Here is an 18,355-nt window from a genome sequence, read left to right as displayed (position 1 = left end):
GGCGATGGCCCCAGCGACACCAGCGCAACAGCGAGGAGCGAGACATATGCCAGACAACCAGCGGGCATGGGGAAGATGGATCGGCGGCGGCGCCATCGCGGCGGCGGCCCTGATCGCCCTGTGCGCCCAGCCGGCGGGCGCGCAGGATCTGCCGCCCCGCCCCACCGCCGAGGCCACGGCGGCACCAACCGCCGCGCCCACAGCCCGCCCCAGCACCACCGCCAAGCCCAGCCGCGAGCACCGCACCGCCGTGCCTGCGGGCGGGCGCATCACCGGCACCGTGATCGACGCCACCACCGGCGCACCCGCGTCGGGCGTGGTGGTCGACCTCGGCGGCATCCTGATGCTCTCCGACGCCAACGGCAGCTACGACCGCAGCGGCCTGCCGCCCGGCACCTACCAGGTGCGCCTGGTGCTGCGCGACGACCAGGGCAGCGCCGACCAGCCGCCGATCGACATCGCCCTCACATCCGGCGCGACGGTGGTGCAGCATCTCAGCTTCCACCAGCCGCGCTAAGCCCCGGCGCTGGCGCATGGGGCAGGCCCATGCGCCAGCGCAGCCCGCTGCTTGGGCCTTTCTCCCCATTCTAGTCGTACAAACTATCTAAAGCCTTCATCTGATCGAGATAAAACCACCCCCAGAAATCTAGCACCTCGGGCTATAGCACCAGACTCCCCGGCTCGCATACACTAGCCTCATATCCCACAGACACGCCAACGGCACGATGGTACCGCGAGATATTTAGGCAAAGTAGCCTACAGCGGCCCTGCTCCACGCTGCTCACACCCCTACGGCTGGGTTGAGAACACTCGGTGTCACGCCGAATGATGAAGGGTTTCGCATGGAACGTGCTGCTGCCTTCGATTTCGACCTTGCCCCAGCGGTTCGCGACATACTGGCGCAGGATGCGGTGCCGATGCTGATCGGCGGCGAGTGGCTGGGCGCGGCCTCGGGCAGGGCCTTCCCCACCTACAACCCCGCCAGCGGCGCGGTGCTGGCCCATATCGCCGAGGGCGACGCCCAAGACATCGACCGCGCGGTTGCAGCGGCCCGCGACGCCTTCGAGCGCGGCCCCTGGCCCGCCATGTCGCCCGCCGAGCGCGGCGAGACCCTCTGGCGGCTGGCCGACCTGATCGAGCGCGACGCGGCCATCTTCGGCCAGCTTGAGACCCTGGACAACGGGCGGCCCTACAGCCTGACCATGGGCCGCGACGCCCGCAGCAACGCCCGCCACTTCCGCTACCACGCGGGCATGGCCACCAAGATCACCGGCCAGAGCATCCCCGTCTCGGTCCCCGGCCAGTTCGTCTACACCCGCCGCGAGCCGATGGGTGTCTGCGGCGCGATCATCCCCTGGAACTTCCCCCTGAACATGGCCACCTGGAAGACCGCCCCCGCGCTGGCGGCGGGCAACACCGTGGTGCTTAAGCCCGCCGAGCAGACCCCGCTCACCACGCTGCACCTGGGCCGCCTTGCCCTGGAGGCCGGAATCCCCCCCGGCGTGCTGAACGTGGTGCCCGGCTACGGCCACACCGCCGGGGCCGCGCTAGTGGCCCACCGTGGCGTCGACAAGGTGGCCTTCACCGGCTCCACCGAGGTGGGCCGCAGGATCATGCAGGCCGCCGCAGGCAACCTCAAGCGCGTCTCGCTGGAGCTGGGCGGCAAGTCGCCCAACGTGATCTTCGCCGACGCCGACATCCCCACCGCCGCCCGCCAGGCCGTCTGGGCCATTCTGGTGAACTCGGGCCAGAACTGCTGCGCCGGGTCGCGCCTGTTCGTGCAGCGCGCCGTCTACGACCAGGTGATGGACGAGCTGGTGAAGGCCATGCGCGAGGTGCGCGTGGGCGTCGGCTTCGACCCGCAGTCCCAGATCGGCCCGCTGATCTCGCAGGAGCAGCTGGCCCGCGTGGCGGGCTACGTGCGCGCCGGGCAGGACGCGGGCGCGCAGCTGCTGGCGGGCGGCGGACGCCCCGAGGGCGTGCCCGACGGCGGCTACTTCCTGGCCCCCACCGTGTTCGGCGGCGCGACCGACGACATGGCCGTGGTGCGCGAGGAGATCTTCGGCCCGGTGCTGGCCGCCCTGGTCTTCGACGAGTTTGACGAGGTGGTGGCCCGCGCCAACGACACGCCCTACGGCCTGGCATCCGGCGTGTGGACCAGCGACATGGCCAAGGCCCACCGCTTCGCCGCCGCGATCAAGGCGGGCACCGTGTGGGTCAACGGCTACAACCTGTGGGATCCGGCGGTGCCCTTCGGGGGCTACAAAGAGAGCGGCTATGGCCGCGAGCTGGGCGAGGCCGTCTACGAGCTCTACACCCAGACCAAGACCGTCTGGATGGGCATCGGCTAGCGGCGCAGCCAGGCCACGACCGCCGGGCGCGCCGCGCAGGCACCAACGTATCCAACCCTAACCCAAGGACGATCATGAACGAGCAGCTCCCCAACTTCATCAACGGCACCTGGCAGCCCTCCAGCGCCACCGCGCTGCTGGATGTGCGCAACCCCGCGACCGCCGAGATCCTGGCCAGGGTGCCGCTCTCGCCTGCGGCGGAGGTGGACGCCGCCGCGCAGGCCGCGCAGGCGGCCTTCCAGGAGTGGCGGCGCACCCCAGTGACCGACCGCATCCAGTACCTGTTCAAGCTCAAGGCGCTGCTTGAGGCCAATATCGACGACATCGCCCGCACCATCACCATGGAGTGCGGCAAGACCTACGGCGAGAGCGTGGCCGAGCTGCGGCGCGGGATCGAGAACGTGGAGACCGCCTGCGGCATGCCCAAGCTCATCCAGGGCTACAACAACGAGGACATCGCGCGCGGCATCGACGAGCACATGTTCCGCCAGCCGCTGGGCGTGGTCGCCGCGATCACCCCGTTCAACTTCCCCGGCATGATCCCGCTGTGGTTCCTGCCCTACGCCGTGGCCTGCGGCAACTGCTTCATCCTCAAGCCCTCCGAGAAGGTGCCGCTCACCAGCCAGAAGCTCTGGGGCCTGATCGAGCAGCTCGGCCTGCCGCCTGGGGTGCTCCAGCTGGTCAACGGCGGGCGCGAGACCGTGGACGCCCTGCTCGACCACCCGCTGGTGCGGGCGATCAGCTTTGTCGGCTCCACGCCCGTGGCCAAGTACGTCTACAGCCGCGCCACCGCCAATGGCAAGCGCGCCCAGTGCCAGGGCGGCGCGAAGAACCCCGTGGTGGTGATGCCCGACGCCGACATGGACATGACCACCCGCATCCTGGCCGACTCGGCCTTTGGCTGCGCGGGCCAGCGCTGCCTGGCCGCCTCGGTGGCGATCACGGTGGGCGCGGCCCGCGAGCTGTTTGTCGAGCGCATCGCCGAGGCGGCGGCCACCCGCAAGGTGGGCTATGGCCTGGATGCGGGCGTGGAGATGGGGCCGGTGATCAGCGCCGAGAGCAGGCAGCGCATCGAGGGCCTGATCGCCAAGGGCGCTGCCGAGGGCGCGGAGCTGCTGGTGGATGGCCGGGGCCGCGCGGCCAGCGGCTACGAGGGCGGCTCGTTCGTGTTCCCCACCATCCTCGACCGCGTCGACCCCGCCAGCGAGATCGCGGCCACCGAGATCTTCGGCCCGGTGCTCAGCATCATCCACGCCGACACGATCGAGCGCGCCGTGGAGATCGTCAACGCCCGCCGCTTCGGCAACATGGCCTGCATCTTCACCGCCAGCGGCGCGGCGGCCCGCCAGTTCCGCAGCGAGGCCAGCGCGGGCAATATCGGCATCAACGTGGGCGTGGCCGCGCCCATGGCCTTCTTCCCCTTCTCCGGCTGGGGCGAGAGCTTCTTCGGCGACCTGCACGCCCAGAGCCACCACGGTGTGGAGTTCTACACCGAGACCAAGGTGGTGGTCGAGCGCTGGCCCAAGGAGTGGAGCCGCCAGTTCTAGCACTGCGAGGAGCGCTATGGAAAATGGTGTCGCGGTCGATCTTCGCGCGGTGAGCAAGCGGTTTGGCGATGCGCTCGCGGTCGATAATCTCTCGCTCCAGATCGGCAACGGCGAGTTCTTCTCGCTGCTCGGCCCCTCTGGCTGCGGCAAGACCACCACGCTGCGCATGGTCGCCGGGTTCGAGCTGCCCAGCGAGGGCGAGATCATCATCGCTGGCGAGTCGGTGGGGGCCAAGCCGCCCTACCGCCGCCACGTCAACACGGTGTTCCAGAACTACGCGCTCTTCCCGCATATGACGGTGGCGCAAAACGTGGGCTTCGGCCTGCGCATGCAGCGCGCGCCCAAGAGCGAGGTGGGCAAGTGGGTGAAGGACGCGCTGCAGATGGTGCGGCTGGAGCAGTACGCCGACCGCTACCCCAAGCAGCTCTCGGGCGGGCAGCAGCAGCGCGTGGCCCTGGCCCGCGCCCTGATCAACCGGCCCGCCGTGCTGCTGCTGGATGAGCCGCTGGGCGCGCTCGACCAGAAGCTGCGCAAGGAGCTGCAGCTGGAGCTGCGCGGCCTCCAGGAGCGCCTGGGCGTCACCTTCGTGTTCGTCACCCACGATCAGGAGGAGGCGCTCACCATGTCCGACCGCATCGGCGTGATGTCGGGCGGCAAGCTGCTGCAGGTGGGCACGCCCAGCGAGATCTACGAGCGCCCCAGCTGCCACTTCGTGGCCGACTTCATCGGCGAGACCAACTTCCTGCGCGGCGATGTGCTGGCCTGCGACGGCGGGCGCGCCACCGTGCGCGTGAACGGCGACCTGGTGGTGCAGGGCCTGGCGGCCCGGCCCATGGATGTGGGCTGCGCCGCCACGGTCTCGGTGCGCCCCGAGAAGGCGCTGCTGTGCGACGAGCGCCCCGCCAACACGCCCAACGTGTTCCCTGTGATGGTCTCGCGCGTGGTCTACATCGGGTCCGACACCCGCATCCACGTGCACATGGGCGGCGAGCAGCGCTTCACCGTGCTGGAGGCCAACACCCGCTCGGTGGCCAGCGCCGAGGAGCGCTTCGCCCAGGGCAAGCCCGCCTACCTCACCTGGCCCGCCGAGAGCGCGCTGGTGTTCGCCGAGTAGCCCATCCCGCACACCCCGACCGCCGACCGCCGACGCGATGACGCAGGGCACCCGACCCCGCGCCCCGCGTCGTTTCTGTACGCGGCCCTGGCGCACCGAGAGAGAAGGGAGAACGCACGATGGCCCTAGCCCCCCCGACCGATCTGCACCAGGCGCTGCGCGAGAGCCGCCGCAGGCAGCGCTGGGCCGTCTCGGGCCTGCTGCTGCCCACGCTGCTCTGGCTGGTGGTGTTCTTCACCATCCCGCTGGCGGTGATCGTGATCTACAGCTTCCTCACCCCCGGCCAGCTCGGCGGGGTCGAGTGGCGCTTCACGCTCGACAACTACGCCACGCTGTTCACCAAAGAGCTGTATGTGAGCGCCTACCTGCGCTCGCTGGCCATCGGCCTGCTCACCACGCTGTTCTGCGCGCTGCTGGCCTACCCGCTGGCCCTGGGCATCGTGCTCTCGCCACCGCGCCGCCGCGCCCTGCTGCTGTTCCTAGTGCTCATCCCGTTCTGGACCAACTTCCTGGTGCGCACCTACGCCTGGATGATCATCCTCAGCAACAACGGCCTGCTCAACACGCTGTTCCAGTCGCTGGGGCTGCCCCGCCAGACTATGCTGAACACGCCCTGGGCCGTGCTGCTGGGCCTGGTCTACGGCCAGCTGCCCTTCATGGTGCTGCCGATCTACGCCTCGCTTGAGCGCTTCGACTTCACCCTGATGGAGGCCGCCGCCGACCTAGGGGCCGACCAAGCCCAGGCCTTCGGCAGCGTGATGCTGCCGCTGACCATGCCCGGCGTGGCCGCTGGCGCGGTGCTGGTGTTCATCCCCACCGTCGGCCAGTTCGTCGTCTCCGATCTGCTGGGCGGCGCGAAGGTGGACCTGCTGGGCAACCTGTTCCAGCGCCTCTTCACCCGATCCAACCCGCCCAACTGGCCGCTTGGCTCGGCCATGTCGCTCGTCTTTATGCTGGTGCTCACAGCGGCGGTGGTGTTCTACTTCCGCACCACCACGGAGGAAGATCGATGATGGAAGCAACTGCGCAGACCCAGGCCAAGCCGCGCGCCCAGACCGCCGCCCGCCACGAGCGCAGGCAGATCGGCGCGCGCTGGCTGCTGGATGGCCATATCTGGCTGATGATGGCCTTCCTCTACGCGCCGATCGCGGTGCTGGTGCTGTTCTCCTTCACCACCGACTCGTTCGGGGTGCGCTGGACGGGCTTCACCTTCGACTGGTACGCCAAGCTGCTAGATGACGCCCGCCTGATCACCGCCACGCTCAACTCGCTCAAGGTTGCCGCGATCTCCACCTTCTTCTCCACCGTGCTGGGCACGCTGGGCGCGCTGGCGCTGGAGCGCTTTCGCTTCCCTGGCCGCGCCGCCGTGGACGGCCTGATCTACATGCCGATCATCATCCCCGAGATCGTGATGGGCCTGTCGCTGCTGGCCTTTTTCTCGTGCGTGTTCGACATCATCGAGTTTTTCACCGGCATGAAGCTGAAGATGAGCATGGTCACGGTGGTGCTCGCGCACATCACCTTCAGCATCTCGTTCGTGGTGGTGGTGGTGCGGGCCAGCCTGCGCGGCTTCGATAGGCGGCTGGAGGAGGCCGCCGCCGACCTGGGGGCTGGCCCCTGGCGCACGTTCTGGAACATCACCTTCCCGCTCATCCTGCCCGGTATCATCGGCGGGGCGCTGCTGGCCTTCACGCTCTCGCTCGATGACTTTATCATCAGCTTCTTCACATCCGGCCCGGGCAACCCGCTGCTGCCCACCGAGGTCTACGCCTCGGTCAAGCGGGCGATCACGCCCAAGATCAACGCGATCAGCACGATCATGCTGGTGGTCTCGATCTCGCTGATCGGCCTCTCGCAGCTGCTCCAGCGCAAGCGCACATAGCACCCGGCTGGGTCAAAATGAGGTTCGACCGGGTCAGAATCAACCTCGACCGCTGCAAAATGAGGTTCGACCGGGTCAGAATCAACCTCGACCACTGCAAAATGAGGTTCGACCGGGTCAGAATCAACCTCGACCACTGCAAAATGAGGTTCGACCGGGTCAGAATCAACCTCGACCACTGCAAAATGAGGTTCGACCGGGTCAGAATCAACCTCGACCATAACGACGGATAAGGCACATGGATTCTCTCTAGTTTTGAGGAGCGCCCTGCTATGAGGAAGATGCAGTATCTGGGGGTGGTTGGGGCGGCGCTAGCGCTGCTGACAGCGTGCGGCGGGCAGGGCCAGGCGGGCAGCAGCGCCACCAGCGCGCCCGCGCCCGCCGCCACCCAGGCGGCGGCGCCCACCGCCGATGGCAGCGCCACCGCCCCCGACCAGGCCCCCGGCAGCCTCGCGGTCGACCCCGCCAAGCTCAGCAAGGAGCTGCACATCTACAACTGGGCCGACTACCTCGACCCGGCGGTGCTCGAAGATTTCCAGAAAGAATACGGCGTCGCCGTCACATCCGAGTCGTTCGACAACAACGAGGACATGATCGCCAAGATCAGCCCGGGCAGCTCGGGCTACGACATCGTCTTCCCCTCCGACTACGCCATCGACATCATGGCCAAGGGCGGGCTGCTGGCCAAGCTCGACAAGTCGCTGCTGCCCAACCTCGCGAACATCAAGGCCGACAACCTCGACCTCTACTACGACAAGGGCAATGTCTACTCGCTGCCCTACAACATGGGCATGACTGGCCTGGCCTACGACAGCAGCAAGTTCGACGCGCCGGTGGATAGCTGGGCCGCCGTGTTCGACCCGGCCCAACTGGAGAAGATCAAGGGCCAGTTCACCATGCTGGACGACGAGCGCGAGACGCCGGGCGCGGCGCTCAAGTACCTGGGCCTCTCGCTCAACAACACCAACCCCGCCGATCTGAAGAAGGCCGAGGATCTGCTGAAGGCCCAGAAGCCCGATGTCTCGGCCTACGACAGCAGCAACGTGAGCCGCAAGCTGGCCAGCGGCGAGATCATCATCGGCCACATCTACAGCTACAACGCGCTCCAGGCCCGACTGGGGCTGGATGGCAGCTTCTCGGGCAACCCCAACATCACCTTCGTGGCCCCCAAGGAGGGCTGCACGATCTGGCAGGACAACATGGCCATCGTGGCCGACTCGCCCAACCAGTACACCGCGCACGTCTTTCTCAACTACCTGATGCGCCCCGACGTGGCCGCCAAGAACGCCACCTTCATCCTGGGCGTCACGCCCAACGCCGCCGCCGAGCCGCTGCTGCCCCCGACGCTTCAGGACGCCTACAAGCAGGGCTTCGCCCCCACCGAGGAGATGATGAAGCGGCTGGAGTGGATCGAGCGCAACGACCAGACCAAGGCATTCACCGACCTGTGGACCGCCGTCAAGGGCGAGTAGGTTTTCACCACCAAGACTCCAAGACACCAAGGAACAACGGGAACCGCTAACCACGAAGGCGCGAAGACGCGAAGAGGAAAAACGAACCAATAACCACCAAGACACCAAGACACCAAGGAACAACAAAAGACCTTCGTGCCTTCGTGTCTTCGTGGTAAAAAGAGCGGTCCTCCACCACAACCCGACAGGAGCACAACCATGACCAAATACATCCAGCTCGCCACCGAGCTGCCCGGGCCGCGCAGCCAGCAGCTGCTGGCGCGACGCGACGCGGCGGTGCCCGGCGGGCTATTCAAGGCCACCCCGCTGGCGATCGAGCGCGGCAGCGGCGCGCTGGTGTGGGACGCCGACGGCAACCAGCTGCTCGACCTGGTGAGCGGCATCGGCACGCTGGCCGTGGGCCACTGCCCGCCCGAGGTGGTGGCCGCCATCCAGGCCCAGGCCGCCAGGCTCATCCACACATCCGCGCTGGTGGGCACCTACGACCCCTACATCGAGCTGTGCGAGAAGCTGAACGAGGCCGCGCCGATCAGCGGGCCGTGCAAGACGCTGCTGGGCAACAGCGGGGCCGAGGGCGTGGAGAACGCGATCAAGATCGCCCGCGCCGCCACCGGGCGCAGCGCCGTGATCGCCTTCGAGGGCGGCTACCACGGGCGCACCCTGCTCACGCTCTCGCTCACCAGCAAGGCCGCCTTCAAGAAGTCGTTCGGCCCCTTCGCCCCCGAGGTCTACCGCGCGCCCTACCCCTACGCCTACCAGTGCCTCTCGGGCAAGGTGGCCCGCGCGGCGGGCGCGCCCGAGAGCCACGAGCAGGAGGTACAGCGCAGCGTGGACTACTGCTACGAGCAGCTGGAGCGCGTGCTGCTGGCCCACGTGGGGCCGGAGAACGTGGCCGCGATCATCATCGAGCCGGTGCTGGGCGAGGGCGGCTTCGTGCCCTGCCCGCCCGCGTTCATGCAGCGGCTGCGCGCCCTGTGCGACCGCATCGGGGCCATCCTGATCGCGGATGAGGTGCAGGCGGGCTTCGGGCGCACCGGCACGCTGTTCGCCATGGAGCAGATGGGCGCGGAGCCGGACATCCTGGTGAGCGCCAAGAGCCTGGGCGCGGGCATGCCCATCGCCGCCACCACCGGGCGGGCGCACCTGATGGACGCGCCGCACGTGGGCGGGGTGGGCGGCACCTACGGCGGCAACCCGCTGGCCTGCGTGGCCGCGCTAGAGGTCTTCAAGATGATCGAGCGCGACGGCCTGCTGCAGCGCGCCACAGAGATCGGCCAGCAGATCATGGCCCGCGCCGCCGCGTGGCAGCGCGAGATCGGCCTGGTGGGCGACGTGCGCGGCCTGGGCGCGATGGTCGGCATCGAGCTGGTGGCCGACCGCGCCGCCCGCACCCCGGCAGTGGAGCCGACCGCCGCCACGCTGGCCTGGGCCATGCGCCACGGCGTGCTGGCCATGCGCGCCGGGCTGTATACCAACTGCATCCGCCTGCTGCCGCCCCTGGTCATCACCGACGAGCAGCTGCACGAGGGCCTGGATGTGCTGGAGGAGGGCCTGCGCACCGCCGACGCCGAGCGGGCGGCGTAAGGGAGAAACAGCGTACTGCCATGCGCTTGCAGAAAGCTCTACATTCGCAGGGCGTAGCCCTTTTCCTTGTTTGCCAGGTCGTTCGGCCATAGGCCGAACGACCTGGCAAACAAAAAGATGAAGTTCCTTGCTGCCGCAGGCATTTCGCCCATCTTCGCTTAGGTCGATATTGGTTGCACAAGCGTTGTGGGTGCGTGCTTTGCGCGGGCGGCGACGAAGGGCCAGCCCCTCGTGACCCCACGAGGGGGCATCACCCCCTTCAAGCCCCCAATTTTGGGCGTTCCGATGCCATTGGCTGGCCGCAGGTGTTCGTGATTATGGCCATCAAAACACCAGCAACACCTTCGCCGCATGGGAACGGTGGGTGGGGAACAACTTACAAACCAGCCCTCGTGAATTACCCACAAGAAAGCTGTACATTCGCAGCGCGAAGCCCGTGTCAATCGTTTATCCAATGTCTCGGCCATAGGCCGAGACATTGGATAAACAAAAAAAGAAACTCCCTGCTGCCGCAGGCGTTTAGCGCATCTTCGACAAGGCACACCAGCGCCGCCCAGCTTGCCCCCGCGCCCGAAAGCGCATATAGTAGCCGCGCGGCCAACGCGACAACCTGCCGCACACAACCCAATCGAGCACACCATGATAACCATCACCAACACCCGCCCCGAGCACTTCGCCCAGCTGGAGGAGCTGCAGAAGATCTGCTACCCCTCGCTCGCCGCCGACGAGCTGCTGCGCGTTGAGCACCTGGCCCGCCACCACCAGATCTTCCCCGAGGGCCAGCACGTGGCCCTGGATGGCGACCGCGCCGTGGGCATGAGCGCCACCTTCCGCATCGACATCGACTTCGCCCACCCCGACCACTCGTTCGCCGAGATCATGGGCTACGGCTTCTTTAGCAACCACGACCCGGCAGGCCCCTACCTCTACGGGGCCGACATGTGCGCCCACCCCGACTTCCGGCGGCGCGGCATCGCATCCGGCCTCTACGACGCCCGCAAGCAGCTCATCCGCAGCCTGGGCATGCGCGGCATGGTCGCAGGCGGCATGATCCCCGGCTTCCGCCACCACCGCGACCGCATGACCGTGGAGGAGTACGTGGCCCAGGTGGCGCGCGGCGAGCTGACCGACCCCACGCTCACGCCGCAGCTGCGCAACGGCTTCGTGGTGCGTGGCGTGCTCCACGAGTACCTGCACGACGCCGAGCTAGGCAACGACGCGTCGCTGATCGTCTGGGAGAACCCCGACCTGGTGGCGGCGTGATGGCCATGTTCCCGATCATCGAGGTCTCCGGCGGCCCACGCGAGCGCGGACGCCAGTACGGCCAGCAGGCCGCCGCGCTGGTGCGCCGCAGCGTGGCCAGCTACGCGCGGCTGTTCGCCTTCACGCGCGGGGTGGACTGGCGGCAGGCCCACGGCGAGGCCCTGCGCTACCTGCCCGTGATCGAGCGGCACGCCCCCGACATCGCCGAGGAGATGCGCGGCATCGCCGAGGGCGCGGGCCTGCCCTTCGAGTCGGTGCTGGCGCTCAACTGCCGCACCGAGCTGATCGCGGGCGTGCGCGCCGAGCGGCCCCACGCCCTGTTCGAACAGGCCGTGGCCGCCAACCGCGCGCTGGGCGCGCAGCCCGTGGGCGAGTGCACCGCCGCCGCCGCCCTGCCCGAGGCCACGGCGGGCGGCGCGGCCCTGCTGGCCCAGACATGGGACTGGTACGGCGAGCAGCGCGCCGCCTGCGTGGTGCTGCGCATCGCCGCCCCCGGCGAGCCGGTGGTGGCCACCGTCACCGAGGCCGGGATCGTGGCCAAGCTGGGCATGAACAGCGCCGGGCTGGCTGTGAGCCTCAACATCCTCTACACCGACCAGGACGGCCTGGAGCCGGGGGTGCCCGTCCACATCCAGCTGCGCCGCATGCTCCAGCGCCGCAGCGTGGCCGAGGCCGCCGCGCTGCCCCGCGAGGCCTGCGCCGGGGCCTCCTCGTGCATCACGGCGGTGGATGCGGCGGGCGGCGGGGTGTGCATGGAGATCTCGCCGGGCGGCGTGAGCGCGGTAGCGCCCAGCGCGGGGCTGCTGGCCCACAGCAACCACTGCCTGTGCCCGCCCGCCCTGGGCAGCGAGCGCCCCATCGCCGAGGGCGCGAGCACGGTGCCACGCTACGAGCGCGCCATGGCCCTGCTGCACGCGGCCCACGGCCAGATCGGCGTGGCGCACATGCAGGCTATCCTGCGCGACCACGACGCCGACCCGCTGTGCATCTGCCGCCACCCCGACCCGGCCTCGCCCCTGGCCTACCAGCCCGAGAGCGTGCTGGGCGCGGTGATGGACGTCTCCTCCGGCGAGCTGCACCTGGCCCCCGACATCCCCTGCCTCGTCCCCTTCGAGCGACTGCGCCTGCTGTAGCGCGCCGCACGCGGCCTGCGGGTGGGGGCAGCCCGCCCGCAGGCCGTGGATTTGCCTCGCAAGAGGTAGTAGCCAAATGGGAGGGGAGGGTGTAGAATGGGGGAGAGAAAAGGAAGATATCCCAAACACATCAAATACACACTAAGGGGATTTCACTATGCAGAAATGGGAATACTGCGAGCTTGAAGTGTCTATTGGAGGGCCATTAACTGGAGTCAAAGGCACAGTATGGCTATTTAAGCCTAATGGCAAACACGTCCAAATGAACGGAAACTATGGTGAGCTATGTGCTAAGCTTGGAGAAGAAGGGTGGGAATTAACAGCATCAAGCGCACGTATTGAAACAGGTTTGGGAAGCAAGCACAAAATTAATTATATGTTTAAGCGTCCGATTTCATAAGCAAACAAAGCAGGATATAGCTCTTATGAATAAGACATTTATCAATACTTACCTTGTAACATTAATGTTCATCATATCTTCTTGCGGCAGCCAGGCAAACACCACTGAAATATTGGTCACGCCTACAAAGGTCAAAGACCTAAGATTCTACGCCTCACAAACTAACAATCTCCCAAAGTATTTTCACCTAAAAGATGAAAGCATGCCCTGGAGAATATACCCCAATATACCACACACCAATAATGTTTATTATCATGAAATTATAATGGGCGATGACCCATCAAATGAGGTTGGCCATATTTCTATATTCATATATGATGATACATCCCTTTTGGAAGAAGCATATGAAGCTGTTCGGAGTGAAGCTGAACTATATAAAGAGGTCGAACCTCTCGATATAGGAGAAAAAGGAAGTAAATCTGGCCCAATCCCTAGCTTTAATGCAAGTGATGTATTATTCCAAAAATGCTCAACTATAATTCATATCAGTATCCATGGTGATAGAGTTCAACTCATTACCGACTATGCGCATGATCTTCTGAATAGCATCGAACCAGTAATATGCTCTCCTTAGTCTGATTACCACAATTCATCAAACATCAACATTTTAACTTATAATATAAATATGGTGATTATATGGCACGTTTACCTATAGAAATTGTAGATATAAGCCGTTCCATTCCAGAAGCGCTAGAACAAACTATACAGCTTGCAAACTCTATTCAAGAAGAGTTTTTATTTACTTACCTCCCAAATGATGAAGAACACTACTTTTATCCTTATGATTTCGCAAAATTAAATACAAATGATTTTTTTGAAACCATAAATAAAATCAGACACAGCTTAAGGGGTTATCATCCCTATATAATACCTATAGTTAATTCATTCATTAGTGGGTCAAGGCTCACAAATCTTTTTGGCAGTCACAAGGCCGACCAAGGCATTGCCTTCTTTACAATAAATGGGGTATTTGGAGATATCATACCTTCAGACAGGATACATTGTTATATATTATACTACCTTGCAAGATATTCTTTAAGCTTTGTAGCACCAAAACACAATAATCATGACGAAACCAGATCATGTGTTTTTGATCGTAAAATATCTAAATTAGATATTTTAAAAAGCATGAAAAATCGAGCTTTTTGCGATGATTGCAGAAAATCTCTCATAAAAGACGACAATATTATTACATCTAAACAAATATCAGCACTGGATTCCTTATTTTCAACAACAAAAACCCTCCTAGATCACGGGTATACTATCACAAACACTCCGCACCAACAATCTAATATTGTAATAACTACAAACAATAACCAACATAAACTACAAATAAGCACCAATAACATAATAAAAATTATCGAATCAAAACAGAGAAGGCTTAATATACTTAACATCAACAAATCCATACACGGGTACGATACGCCGCCTCATGTTATCATGGAAATAGAAGACTTAGAAAAAGAAATAAAAGATCTACTGTAAAATAACTCACAGGGTCATATTTCACAGCCTATCAAAAAAATCAAAACCCCCAAAGAAATTTACATTCAAAAATCTATTTCTATTTACCCAACAAAGAGTCCCGCCACCATGTATCAAAACAAAATCACCACACCTTTGCCTGACAGGCAACATCGTACGACCAGCAATGGGGCCGCACCGCCGCGAGCATCGCTGCGATGCACCTCCTGAACTGCCGGCGCAAGCATAAATCAACGCATTAACACCGCCCACACCGCCCCTCCGCGATGTGGGCGGTGTGGGCGGTGTGGGCGGGCATAAAGCCCGCCCCTACGGTGCGCGGGACAATACCCGCAGCGCGGTGCGGTTTGCATCGCTGCATGCGCCCCGCGCTGCCACCGAGCGCTACACCCACATCGCCCGCCAGCCATGATCGCCGCCCCACCCCACCCGCCCGGCCCATGCGGCGAAGGTACCGCTCGCCCACACTGGCCATAATCACCAACACCAGCCGCCAGCGGACAGCATAGGAACGCTCAAAATTGAGGGTTCGAAGGGGGCATCGCCCCATCGCGGGGTTGCTAGGGCTGGCCCCGAGCCGCCGCCCGCGCAGGGCACGCACCAACCAAACAAAAACAACCATCCTCATCGAGGCCGCAATCGGTCGGCCCGACCCCACTCCGGTACGAAAACTCCCGCAGACGTGCTACCATATGGGCGGATCAGCTTCTAGGAATAATCTCTATGCACCAAGACAAGATCACCGCCATCTTCGACCGACAGGCAGCATCGTACGACCAGCAGTGGGGCAGGATCGCCGCGATCAGCGAGGCGCTGCACCTGCTGAGCGGCGCGGTGCTGGCGGGGCTACCGGCGCGGGCGCGCATCCTCTGCGTGGGCGCGGGCACGGGCAGCGAGATCCTGGCGCTAGCCCAGCGCTTCCCCGAGTGGCGCTTTGTGGCCGTGGAGCCATCCGCCGCCATGGGCGAGGTGCTGCTGCGCCGCGCCGAGGAGCGCGGCATCGCGGGGCGCTGCGCCCTGCACGCGGGCTACCTCGACACCCTCCCGCCCGGCGAGCCGTTCGACGCCGCCACCGCCATCCTCGTCTCGCAGTTCATCCTCGACCGCGCCGCCCGCTCGCAGTTTTTCCAGGGCATCGCCGCGCGGCTGCGCCCCGGCGGCACCCTGGTGAGCGCCGACCTGGCGGGCCAGCTCGACGGGGCCGACGCCGACGACCTGCTGGACCTCTGGCGACGCGTGATGTCCGGCGGCGACGCGCCCGCCGACCCAGCGGCGGTGGAGCGCATGCGCCAGGCCTACCGCAGCGATGTGGCCGTGCTGCCGCCCGAGCAGGTCGCCCAGATCATCGCGGGCGGCGGATTCGCGCCGCCGGTGCGCTTCTTCCAGGCCGGGCTGATGCACGCCTGGTGGGCCAGGCGGCCCTGACGGCGAGCGCCCACGACAACCCTTCACCACAAAGGGCGATGCTTTTCGCTGCGGGCGGGCATAAAGCCCGCCCCTACAGTGCGCGGGGCAATGCCCACATCGCCTGTCAGCCATAATTGCTGCTCTACCTTACCCACCCAGCCCATGCGGCGAAGGCGTCGCTGGTGTTTTGATGGCCATATGCATAAACACCAGCCGCCAGCAAGCGGCATCGGAACGCCCAAAATTGGGGGTTCCAAGGGGACAACGCCCCCTGGTGGGGTTCCGAGGGGCTAGCCCCTAGCCGCCGCCCACACAGGGCACACACCAACCATAAAACAGAACCCATTTTCATCGAAGCCGCAGCAGGTCGGGCCGACAGCGCAACGCTGCAAGCATTGCCTACGGTCGGCCCGACGCACCCCAGCGCGCCGCGCCTGCGCGCCGCAGAGCATAATAGGGCCAAAAACGCCCTCTTATACTGCTACACTCGCAGCGAGCACACCGCAGAGAAAAAGGAGCGACCCATGCAGCCACACCCCACGCTCGAAGCGATCTACGAGAGCTGGCGCGGCCACAACCAGAAGCTGCGCGACGCCATCGCCCCGCTCACCAGCCAGCAGCTCGACCTGCAGCCCGCCCCGCACATGTGGCCAGTCGGCCAGCTGGCCCAGCACATCATCGCGGTGCGCGCCGGGTGGTTCGGCGCCACCCTCCAGGAGGCCGACGCAGCCATGGAGGACTACATGAACTGGGGCCAGCGCGGCTCGCCCGAGCGCAGCGGCGCGGAGCTGGCCCGCGCCCTCGACGAGACCTTCGCCTTCATCGAGGAGCGCATGCGGCGCTGGACGCCCGAGGAGTGCGCCCAGACCTTCCCCGACGAGATGGACGGCCAGATCACCATGGTCTCGCGCGCGTGGGTGATCTACCACGTGCTGGAGCACGACCTGCACCACGGCGGCGAGATCTCGCTCATCCTGGGGGCGAACCGCATCCCGAGCATCGACCTGTGAGCGAGATCGGCGCGTGGGCGGCGCGGGCGGCTATACGCTGCGGTGCTATACTCTAGCATTAGCTTTCGCCCTACCCAACGAGGCTCTATGCTTACACGCATCGCCGCCAGCCGCCCCCGCGCGCTGATCTTCGTCCTTGTCCTAGCTCTTGGCTACCCCTACGCGACCGCTGTCGGCATCTGGAGCGGCTGGCTCCAGCCATCGACCCTACCCTTCCCCATGCGCGTCGGGTTCAATATCATCTTCCAGCTGGGCCTGCTCGCGCTACTCGACGGCATCCTGCGCGGGCAGCGGCGCTCGTGGCGGGATCTGGGCCTCGGCTTCTCGTGGCTCGATGTACTGCACGGCCTAGGTCTATGGATAGGCAGCTACCTCCTGTCCGCGCTGGTCTATACCATCGCGTGGTACCTCTCGCTCGCCATCACCGGGCAGCCCCTGGTGCTGCGCCCCAGCAACCTGGAGTGGCTGCACGACGGTCCGTTTGTGATGCTGCTGATCTACACGCTGACGAACCCCTTCTTCGAGGAGCTGATCGTACGCGCGTATGCGATGACCGAGCTTTCCGACATGAGGCTGCCCAGCGACCTGATCGTGCTGCTGAGCGTGCTGGTGCAGACGGGCTACCACATCTACCAGGGCGTGCCCAGCATGCTCCTGCTCAGCAGCACGTTCCTCCTGTTCGCCCTGTACTACGCCGCCACGCGCCGCGCGCTGCCGATCGTCATCGCCCACCTGTGCCTCGATCTCTTCGGGCTGCTCTCCTATCGGTAGGCCGCTGGTAGGCCTACCCAGCCTGGGCGTGGCCGCGCGCGTACTGGCGCGGCGAGCGGCCCAGCACGCGCTTGAACGCCGCGCTGAACGCGCTCTCCGACTCATAGCCGAGCGCGAGGGCGATCGCGCCCACCGGATCGGCGGTGGTGGCCAGCAGATCGGCGGCCCGCAGCATGCGCCAGTAGATCAGGTACTCCATCGCGGGCTTGCCCACCCTGCGCCGGAACTTCTCGGCGAAGCTCGACCGCGACATGCCCGCCACACGCGCCAGCTCATGCAGCGTCCACGGGTGCGCCGGGGCCTCGTGCATGGCGTGGAGCGCGCGCCCGAGCTGCGGGTCGGCCAGGGCGAACAGCCAGCCGACCCGCTCGCCGCCGTCGCTCAGGTGGAGGCGCAGGGCCTGCACCAGCATGGAGTAGGCCAGCTGCTGCGCGATCAGCACGCTGCCGGGCTGGGGGAAGCGCAGCTCGTGCATCAGGTGCTCCAGCGCCCAGCGCAGCGCCGCGCGGTCGGCCTCGCTGCGCAGGTGCACAATCGGCGGCAGCAGGCCGAACAGCACATCGGCGTGGTGGCCCTCGATCAGAAAGTGGCCGCCCACCGTAAAGCACGCGCCGCCGCCGTCGATGGTGGAGATATCGCCGTTTCTCGTCTGCTCGATATTCAGCGATGCGACGCTGACCGGCGGCAGGGCCAGGTCGCTCGTCAGGGTGAAGGGCATGCCGCGCAGCAGCAGCAGGCAGTCGCCCGCCTGCGCGTGCACCGGCGCTGGCTCGCCATCCACCACCAGCCATAGCTCGCCCGAGACCACCATGTAGCACTTCACGCCCGCGTGCTGCGGGAAGCGCACCGAGAACGCCCCGCCGTGGTCGAAGCCCCGGACGGTGTAGGTGTGTGGCCGCAGCAGCGACAGCACATCGGAGAGCGGGTCCATCTCTT

At 65.0% G+C, this 18,355-nt stretch carries 17 protein-coding genes; 16 read left to right on the top strand and 1 reads right to left on the bottom strand.

Annotated elements, in window-relative coordinates:
- The first annotated feature begins 4 nt into the window (after window positions 1–4).
- The 16 genes from F8S13_14760 (at window position 5) to F8S13_14685 (ending at window position 17,419) form a co-directional block, all read left to right on the top strand.
- Window positions 5–517 carry a carboxypeptidase regulatory-like domain-containing protein gene (locus F8S13_14760; GenBank protein ID KAB8142249.1) on the top strand — a complete coding sequence of 171 codons (513 nt, stop codon included), beginning with the start codon at window positions 5–7 and terminating at the stop codon, window positions 515–517.
- A gap of 325 nt (window positions 518–842) precedes the next feature.
- Complete coding sequence (locus F8S13_14755; protein KAB8142248.1) at window positions 843–2,351, top strand: aldehyde dehydrogenase family protein; 1,509 nt, start codon at window positions 843–845, stop codon at window positions 2,349–2,351.
- 74 nt (window positions 2,352–2,425) lie between these two features.
- Window positions 2,426–3,898 (top strand): CoA-acylating methylmalonate-semialdehyde dehydrogenase, encoded by a 1,473-nt coding sequence (locus F8S13_14750; protein ID KAB8142247.1) that lies wholly within the window; start codon window positions 2,426–2,428, stop codon window positions 3,896–3,898.
- 16 nt (window positions 3,899–3,914) lie between these two features.
- A complete protein-coding gene (locus F8S13_14745) occupies window positions 3,915–5,012 on the top strand; it encodes an ABC transporter ATP-binding protein (protein ID KAB8142246.1) in 1,098 nt (365 codons plus the stop codon).
- Window positions 5,013–5,131: 119 nt separating this feature from the next.
- Window positions 5,132–6,025, top strand: coding sequence for an ABC transporter permease (locus F8S13_14740; GenBank protein KAB8142245.1), 894 nt, complete (start codon window positions 5,132–5,134; stop codon window positions 6,023–6,025).
- Window positions 6,025–6,894 carry an ABC transporter permease gene (locus F8S13_14735; protein ID KAB8142244.1) on the top strand — a complete coding sequence of 290 codons (870 nt, stop codon included), beginning with the start codon at window positions 6,025–6,027 and terminating at the stop codon, window positions 6,892–6,894. Before F8S13_14740 ends, F8S13_14735 begins: the two co-directional genes overlap by 1 nt.
- A 281-nt stretch (window positions 6,895–7,175) precedes the next feature.
- Window positions 7,176–8,366 (top strand): spermidine/putrescine ABC transporter substrate-binding protein, encoded by a 1,191-nt coding sequence (locus F8S13_14730; GenBank protein KAB8142430.1) that lies wholly within the window; start codon window positions 7,176–7,178, stop codon window positions 8,364–8,366.
- Window positions 8,367–8,564: 198 nt separating this feature from the next.
- A complete protein-coding gene (locus tag F8S13_14725) occupies window positions 8,565–9,950 on the top strand; it encodes an aspartate aminotransferase family protein (protein ID KAB8142243.1) in 1,386 nt (461 codons plus the stop codon).
- A gap of 639 nt (window positions 9,951–10,589) precedes the next feature.
- Window positions 10,590–11,213: a GNAT family N-acetyltransferase gene (locus F8S13_14720; protein KAB8142242.1), complete on the top strand. Its 624-nt coding sequence runs from the start codon at window positions 10,590–10,592 to the stop codon at window positions 11,211–11,213.
- A gap of 5 nt (window positions 11,214–11,218) precedes the next feature.
- Complete coding sequence (locus F8S13_14715; protein ID KAB8142429.1) at window positions 11,219–12,346, top strand: peptidase C45; 1,128 nt, start codon at window positions 11,219–11,221, stop codon at window positions 12,344–12,346.
- A gap of 157 nt (window positions 12,347–12,503) precedes the next feature.
- The gene (locus F8S13_14710) at window positions 12,504–12,746 is read left to right on the top strand and encodes a hypothetical protein (GenBank protein KAB8142241.1); all 243 of its coding nucleotides are present in this window, start codon (window positions 12,504–12,506) and stop codon (window positions 12,744–12,746) included.
- A 25-nt stretch (window positions 12,747–12,771) separates the two neighbouring features.
- Window positions 12,772–13,320, top strand: coding sequence for a hypothetical protein (locus F8S13_14705; protein KAB8142240.1), 549 nt, complete (start codon window positions 12,772–12,774; stop codon window positions 13,318–13,320).
- Between the two features lie 62 nt (window positions 13,321–13,382).
- A complete protein-coding gene (locus F8S13_14700) occupies window positions 13,383–14,231 on the top strand; it encodes a hypothetical protein (protein KAB8142239.1) in 849 nt (282 codons plus the stop codon).
- Window positions 14,232–14,954: 723 nt separating this feature from the next.
- Window positions 14,955–15,656 carry a class I SAM-dependent methyltransferase gene (locus tag F8S13_14695; GenBank protein ID KAB8142238.1) on the top strand — a complete coding sequence of 234 codons (702 nt, stop codon included), beginning with the start codon at window positions 14,955–14,957 and terminating at the stop codon, window positions 15,654–15,656.
- Window positions 15,657–16,162: 506 nt separating this feature from the next.
- Window positions 16,163–16,648: a DinB family protein gene (locus F8S13_14690; protein ID KAB8142237.1), complete on the top strand. Its 486-nt coding sequence runs from the start codon at window positions 16,163–16,165 to the stop codon at window positions 16,646–16,648.
- A gap of 87 nt (window positions 16,649–16,735) precedes the next feature.
- Entirely contained in the window at window positions 16,736–17,419 is a 684-nt protein-coding gene (locus F8S13_14685; protein ID KAB8142236.1) for a CPBP family intramembrane metalloprotease, read from the top strand.
- A 13-nt stretch (window positions 17,420–17,432) separates the two neighbouring features.
- Here the strand turns inward: F8S13_14685 and F8S13_14680 are convergent, their stop codons facing one another.
- Complete coding sequence (locus F8S13_14680) at window positions 17,433–18,350, bottom strand: AraC family transcriptional regulator (GenBank protein ID KAB8142235.1); 918 nt, start codon at window positions 18,348–18,350, stop codon at window positions 17,433–17,435.
- Between the last annotated feature and the right edge of the window lie 5 nt (window positions 18,351–18,355).

It is taken from the genome of Chloroflexia bacterium SDU3-3, from assembly GCA_009268125.1.
Classification (GTDB): domain Bacteria; phylum Chloroflexota; class Chloroflexia; order Chloroflexales; family Roseiflexaceae; genus SDU3-3.
Note: the sequence above shows the minus strand (reverse complement) of the source record. Positions and strands in the feature narration are given on the sequence as shown.

Bases quoted from the DNA above. Each gene is read 5' to 3' on its own strand.
- F8S13_14760 (KAB8142249.1), top strand. From the start codon at position 5: ATGGCCCCAGCGACACCAGCGCAACAGCGAGGAGCGAGACATATGCCA.
- F8S13_14755 (KAB8142248.1), top strand. From the start codon at position 843: ATGGAACGTGCTGCTGCCTTCGATTTCGACCTTGCCCCAGCGGTTCGC.
- F8S13_14750 (KAB8142247.1), top strand. From the start codon at position 2,426: ATGAACGAGCAGCTCCCCAACTTCATCAACGGCACCTGGCAGCCCTCC.
- F8S13_14745 (KAB8142246.1), top strand. From the start codon at position 3,915: ATGGAAAATGGTGTCGCGGTCGATCTTCGCGCGGTGAGCAAGCGGTTT.
- F8S13_14740 (KAB8142245.1), top strand. From the start codon at position 5,132: ATGGCCCTAGCCCCCCCGACCGATCTGCACCAGGCGCTGCGCGAGAGC.
- F8S13_14735 (KAB8142244.1), top strand. From the start codon at position 6,025: ATGGAAGCAACTGCGCAGACCCAGGCCAAGCCGCGCGCCCAGACCGCC.
- F8S13_14730 (KAB8142430.1), top strand. From the start codon at position 7,176: ATGCAGTATCTGGGGGTGGTTGGGGCGGCGCTAGCGCTGCTGACAGCG.
- F8S13_14725 (KAB8142243.1), top strand. From the start codon at position 8,565: ATGACCAAATACATCCAGCTCGCCACCGAGCTGCCCGGGCCGCGCAGC.
- F8S13_14720 (KAB8142242.1), top strand. From the start codon at position 10,590: ATGATAACCATCACCAACACCCGCCCCGAGCACTTCGCCCAGCTGGAG.
- F8S13_14715 (KAB8142429.1), top strand. From the start codon at position 11,219: ATGTTCCCGATCATCGAGGTCTCCGGCGGCCCACGCGAGCGCGGACGC.
- F8S13_14710 (KAB8142241.1), top strand. From the start codon at position 12,504: ATGCAGAAATGGGAATACTGCGAGCTTGAAGTGTCTATTGGAGGGCCA.
- F8S13_14705 (KAB8142240.1), top strand. From the start codon at position 12,772: ATGAATAAGACATTTATCAATACTTACCTTGTAACATTAATGTTCATC.
- F8S13_14700 (KAB8142239.1), top strand. From the start codon at position 13,383: ATGGCACGTTTACCTATAGAAATTGTAGATATAAGCCGTTCCATTCCA.
- F8S13_14695 (KAB8142238.1), top strand. From the start codon at position 14,955: ATGCACCAAGACAAGATCACCGCCATCTTCGACCGACAGGCAGCATCG.
- F8S13_14690 (KAB8142237.1), top strand. From the start codon at position 16,163: ATGCAGCCACACCCCACGCTCGAAGCGATCTACGAGAGCTGGCGCGGC.
- F8S13_14685 (KAB8142236.1), top strand. From the start codon at position 16,736: ATGCTTACACGCATCGCCGCCAGCCGCCCCCGCGCGCTGATCTTCGTC.
- F8S13_14680 (KAB8142235.1), bottom strand. From the start codon at position 18,350: ATGGACCCGCTCTCCGATGTGCTGTCGCTGCTGCGGCCACACACCTAC.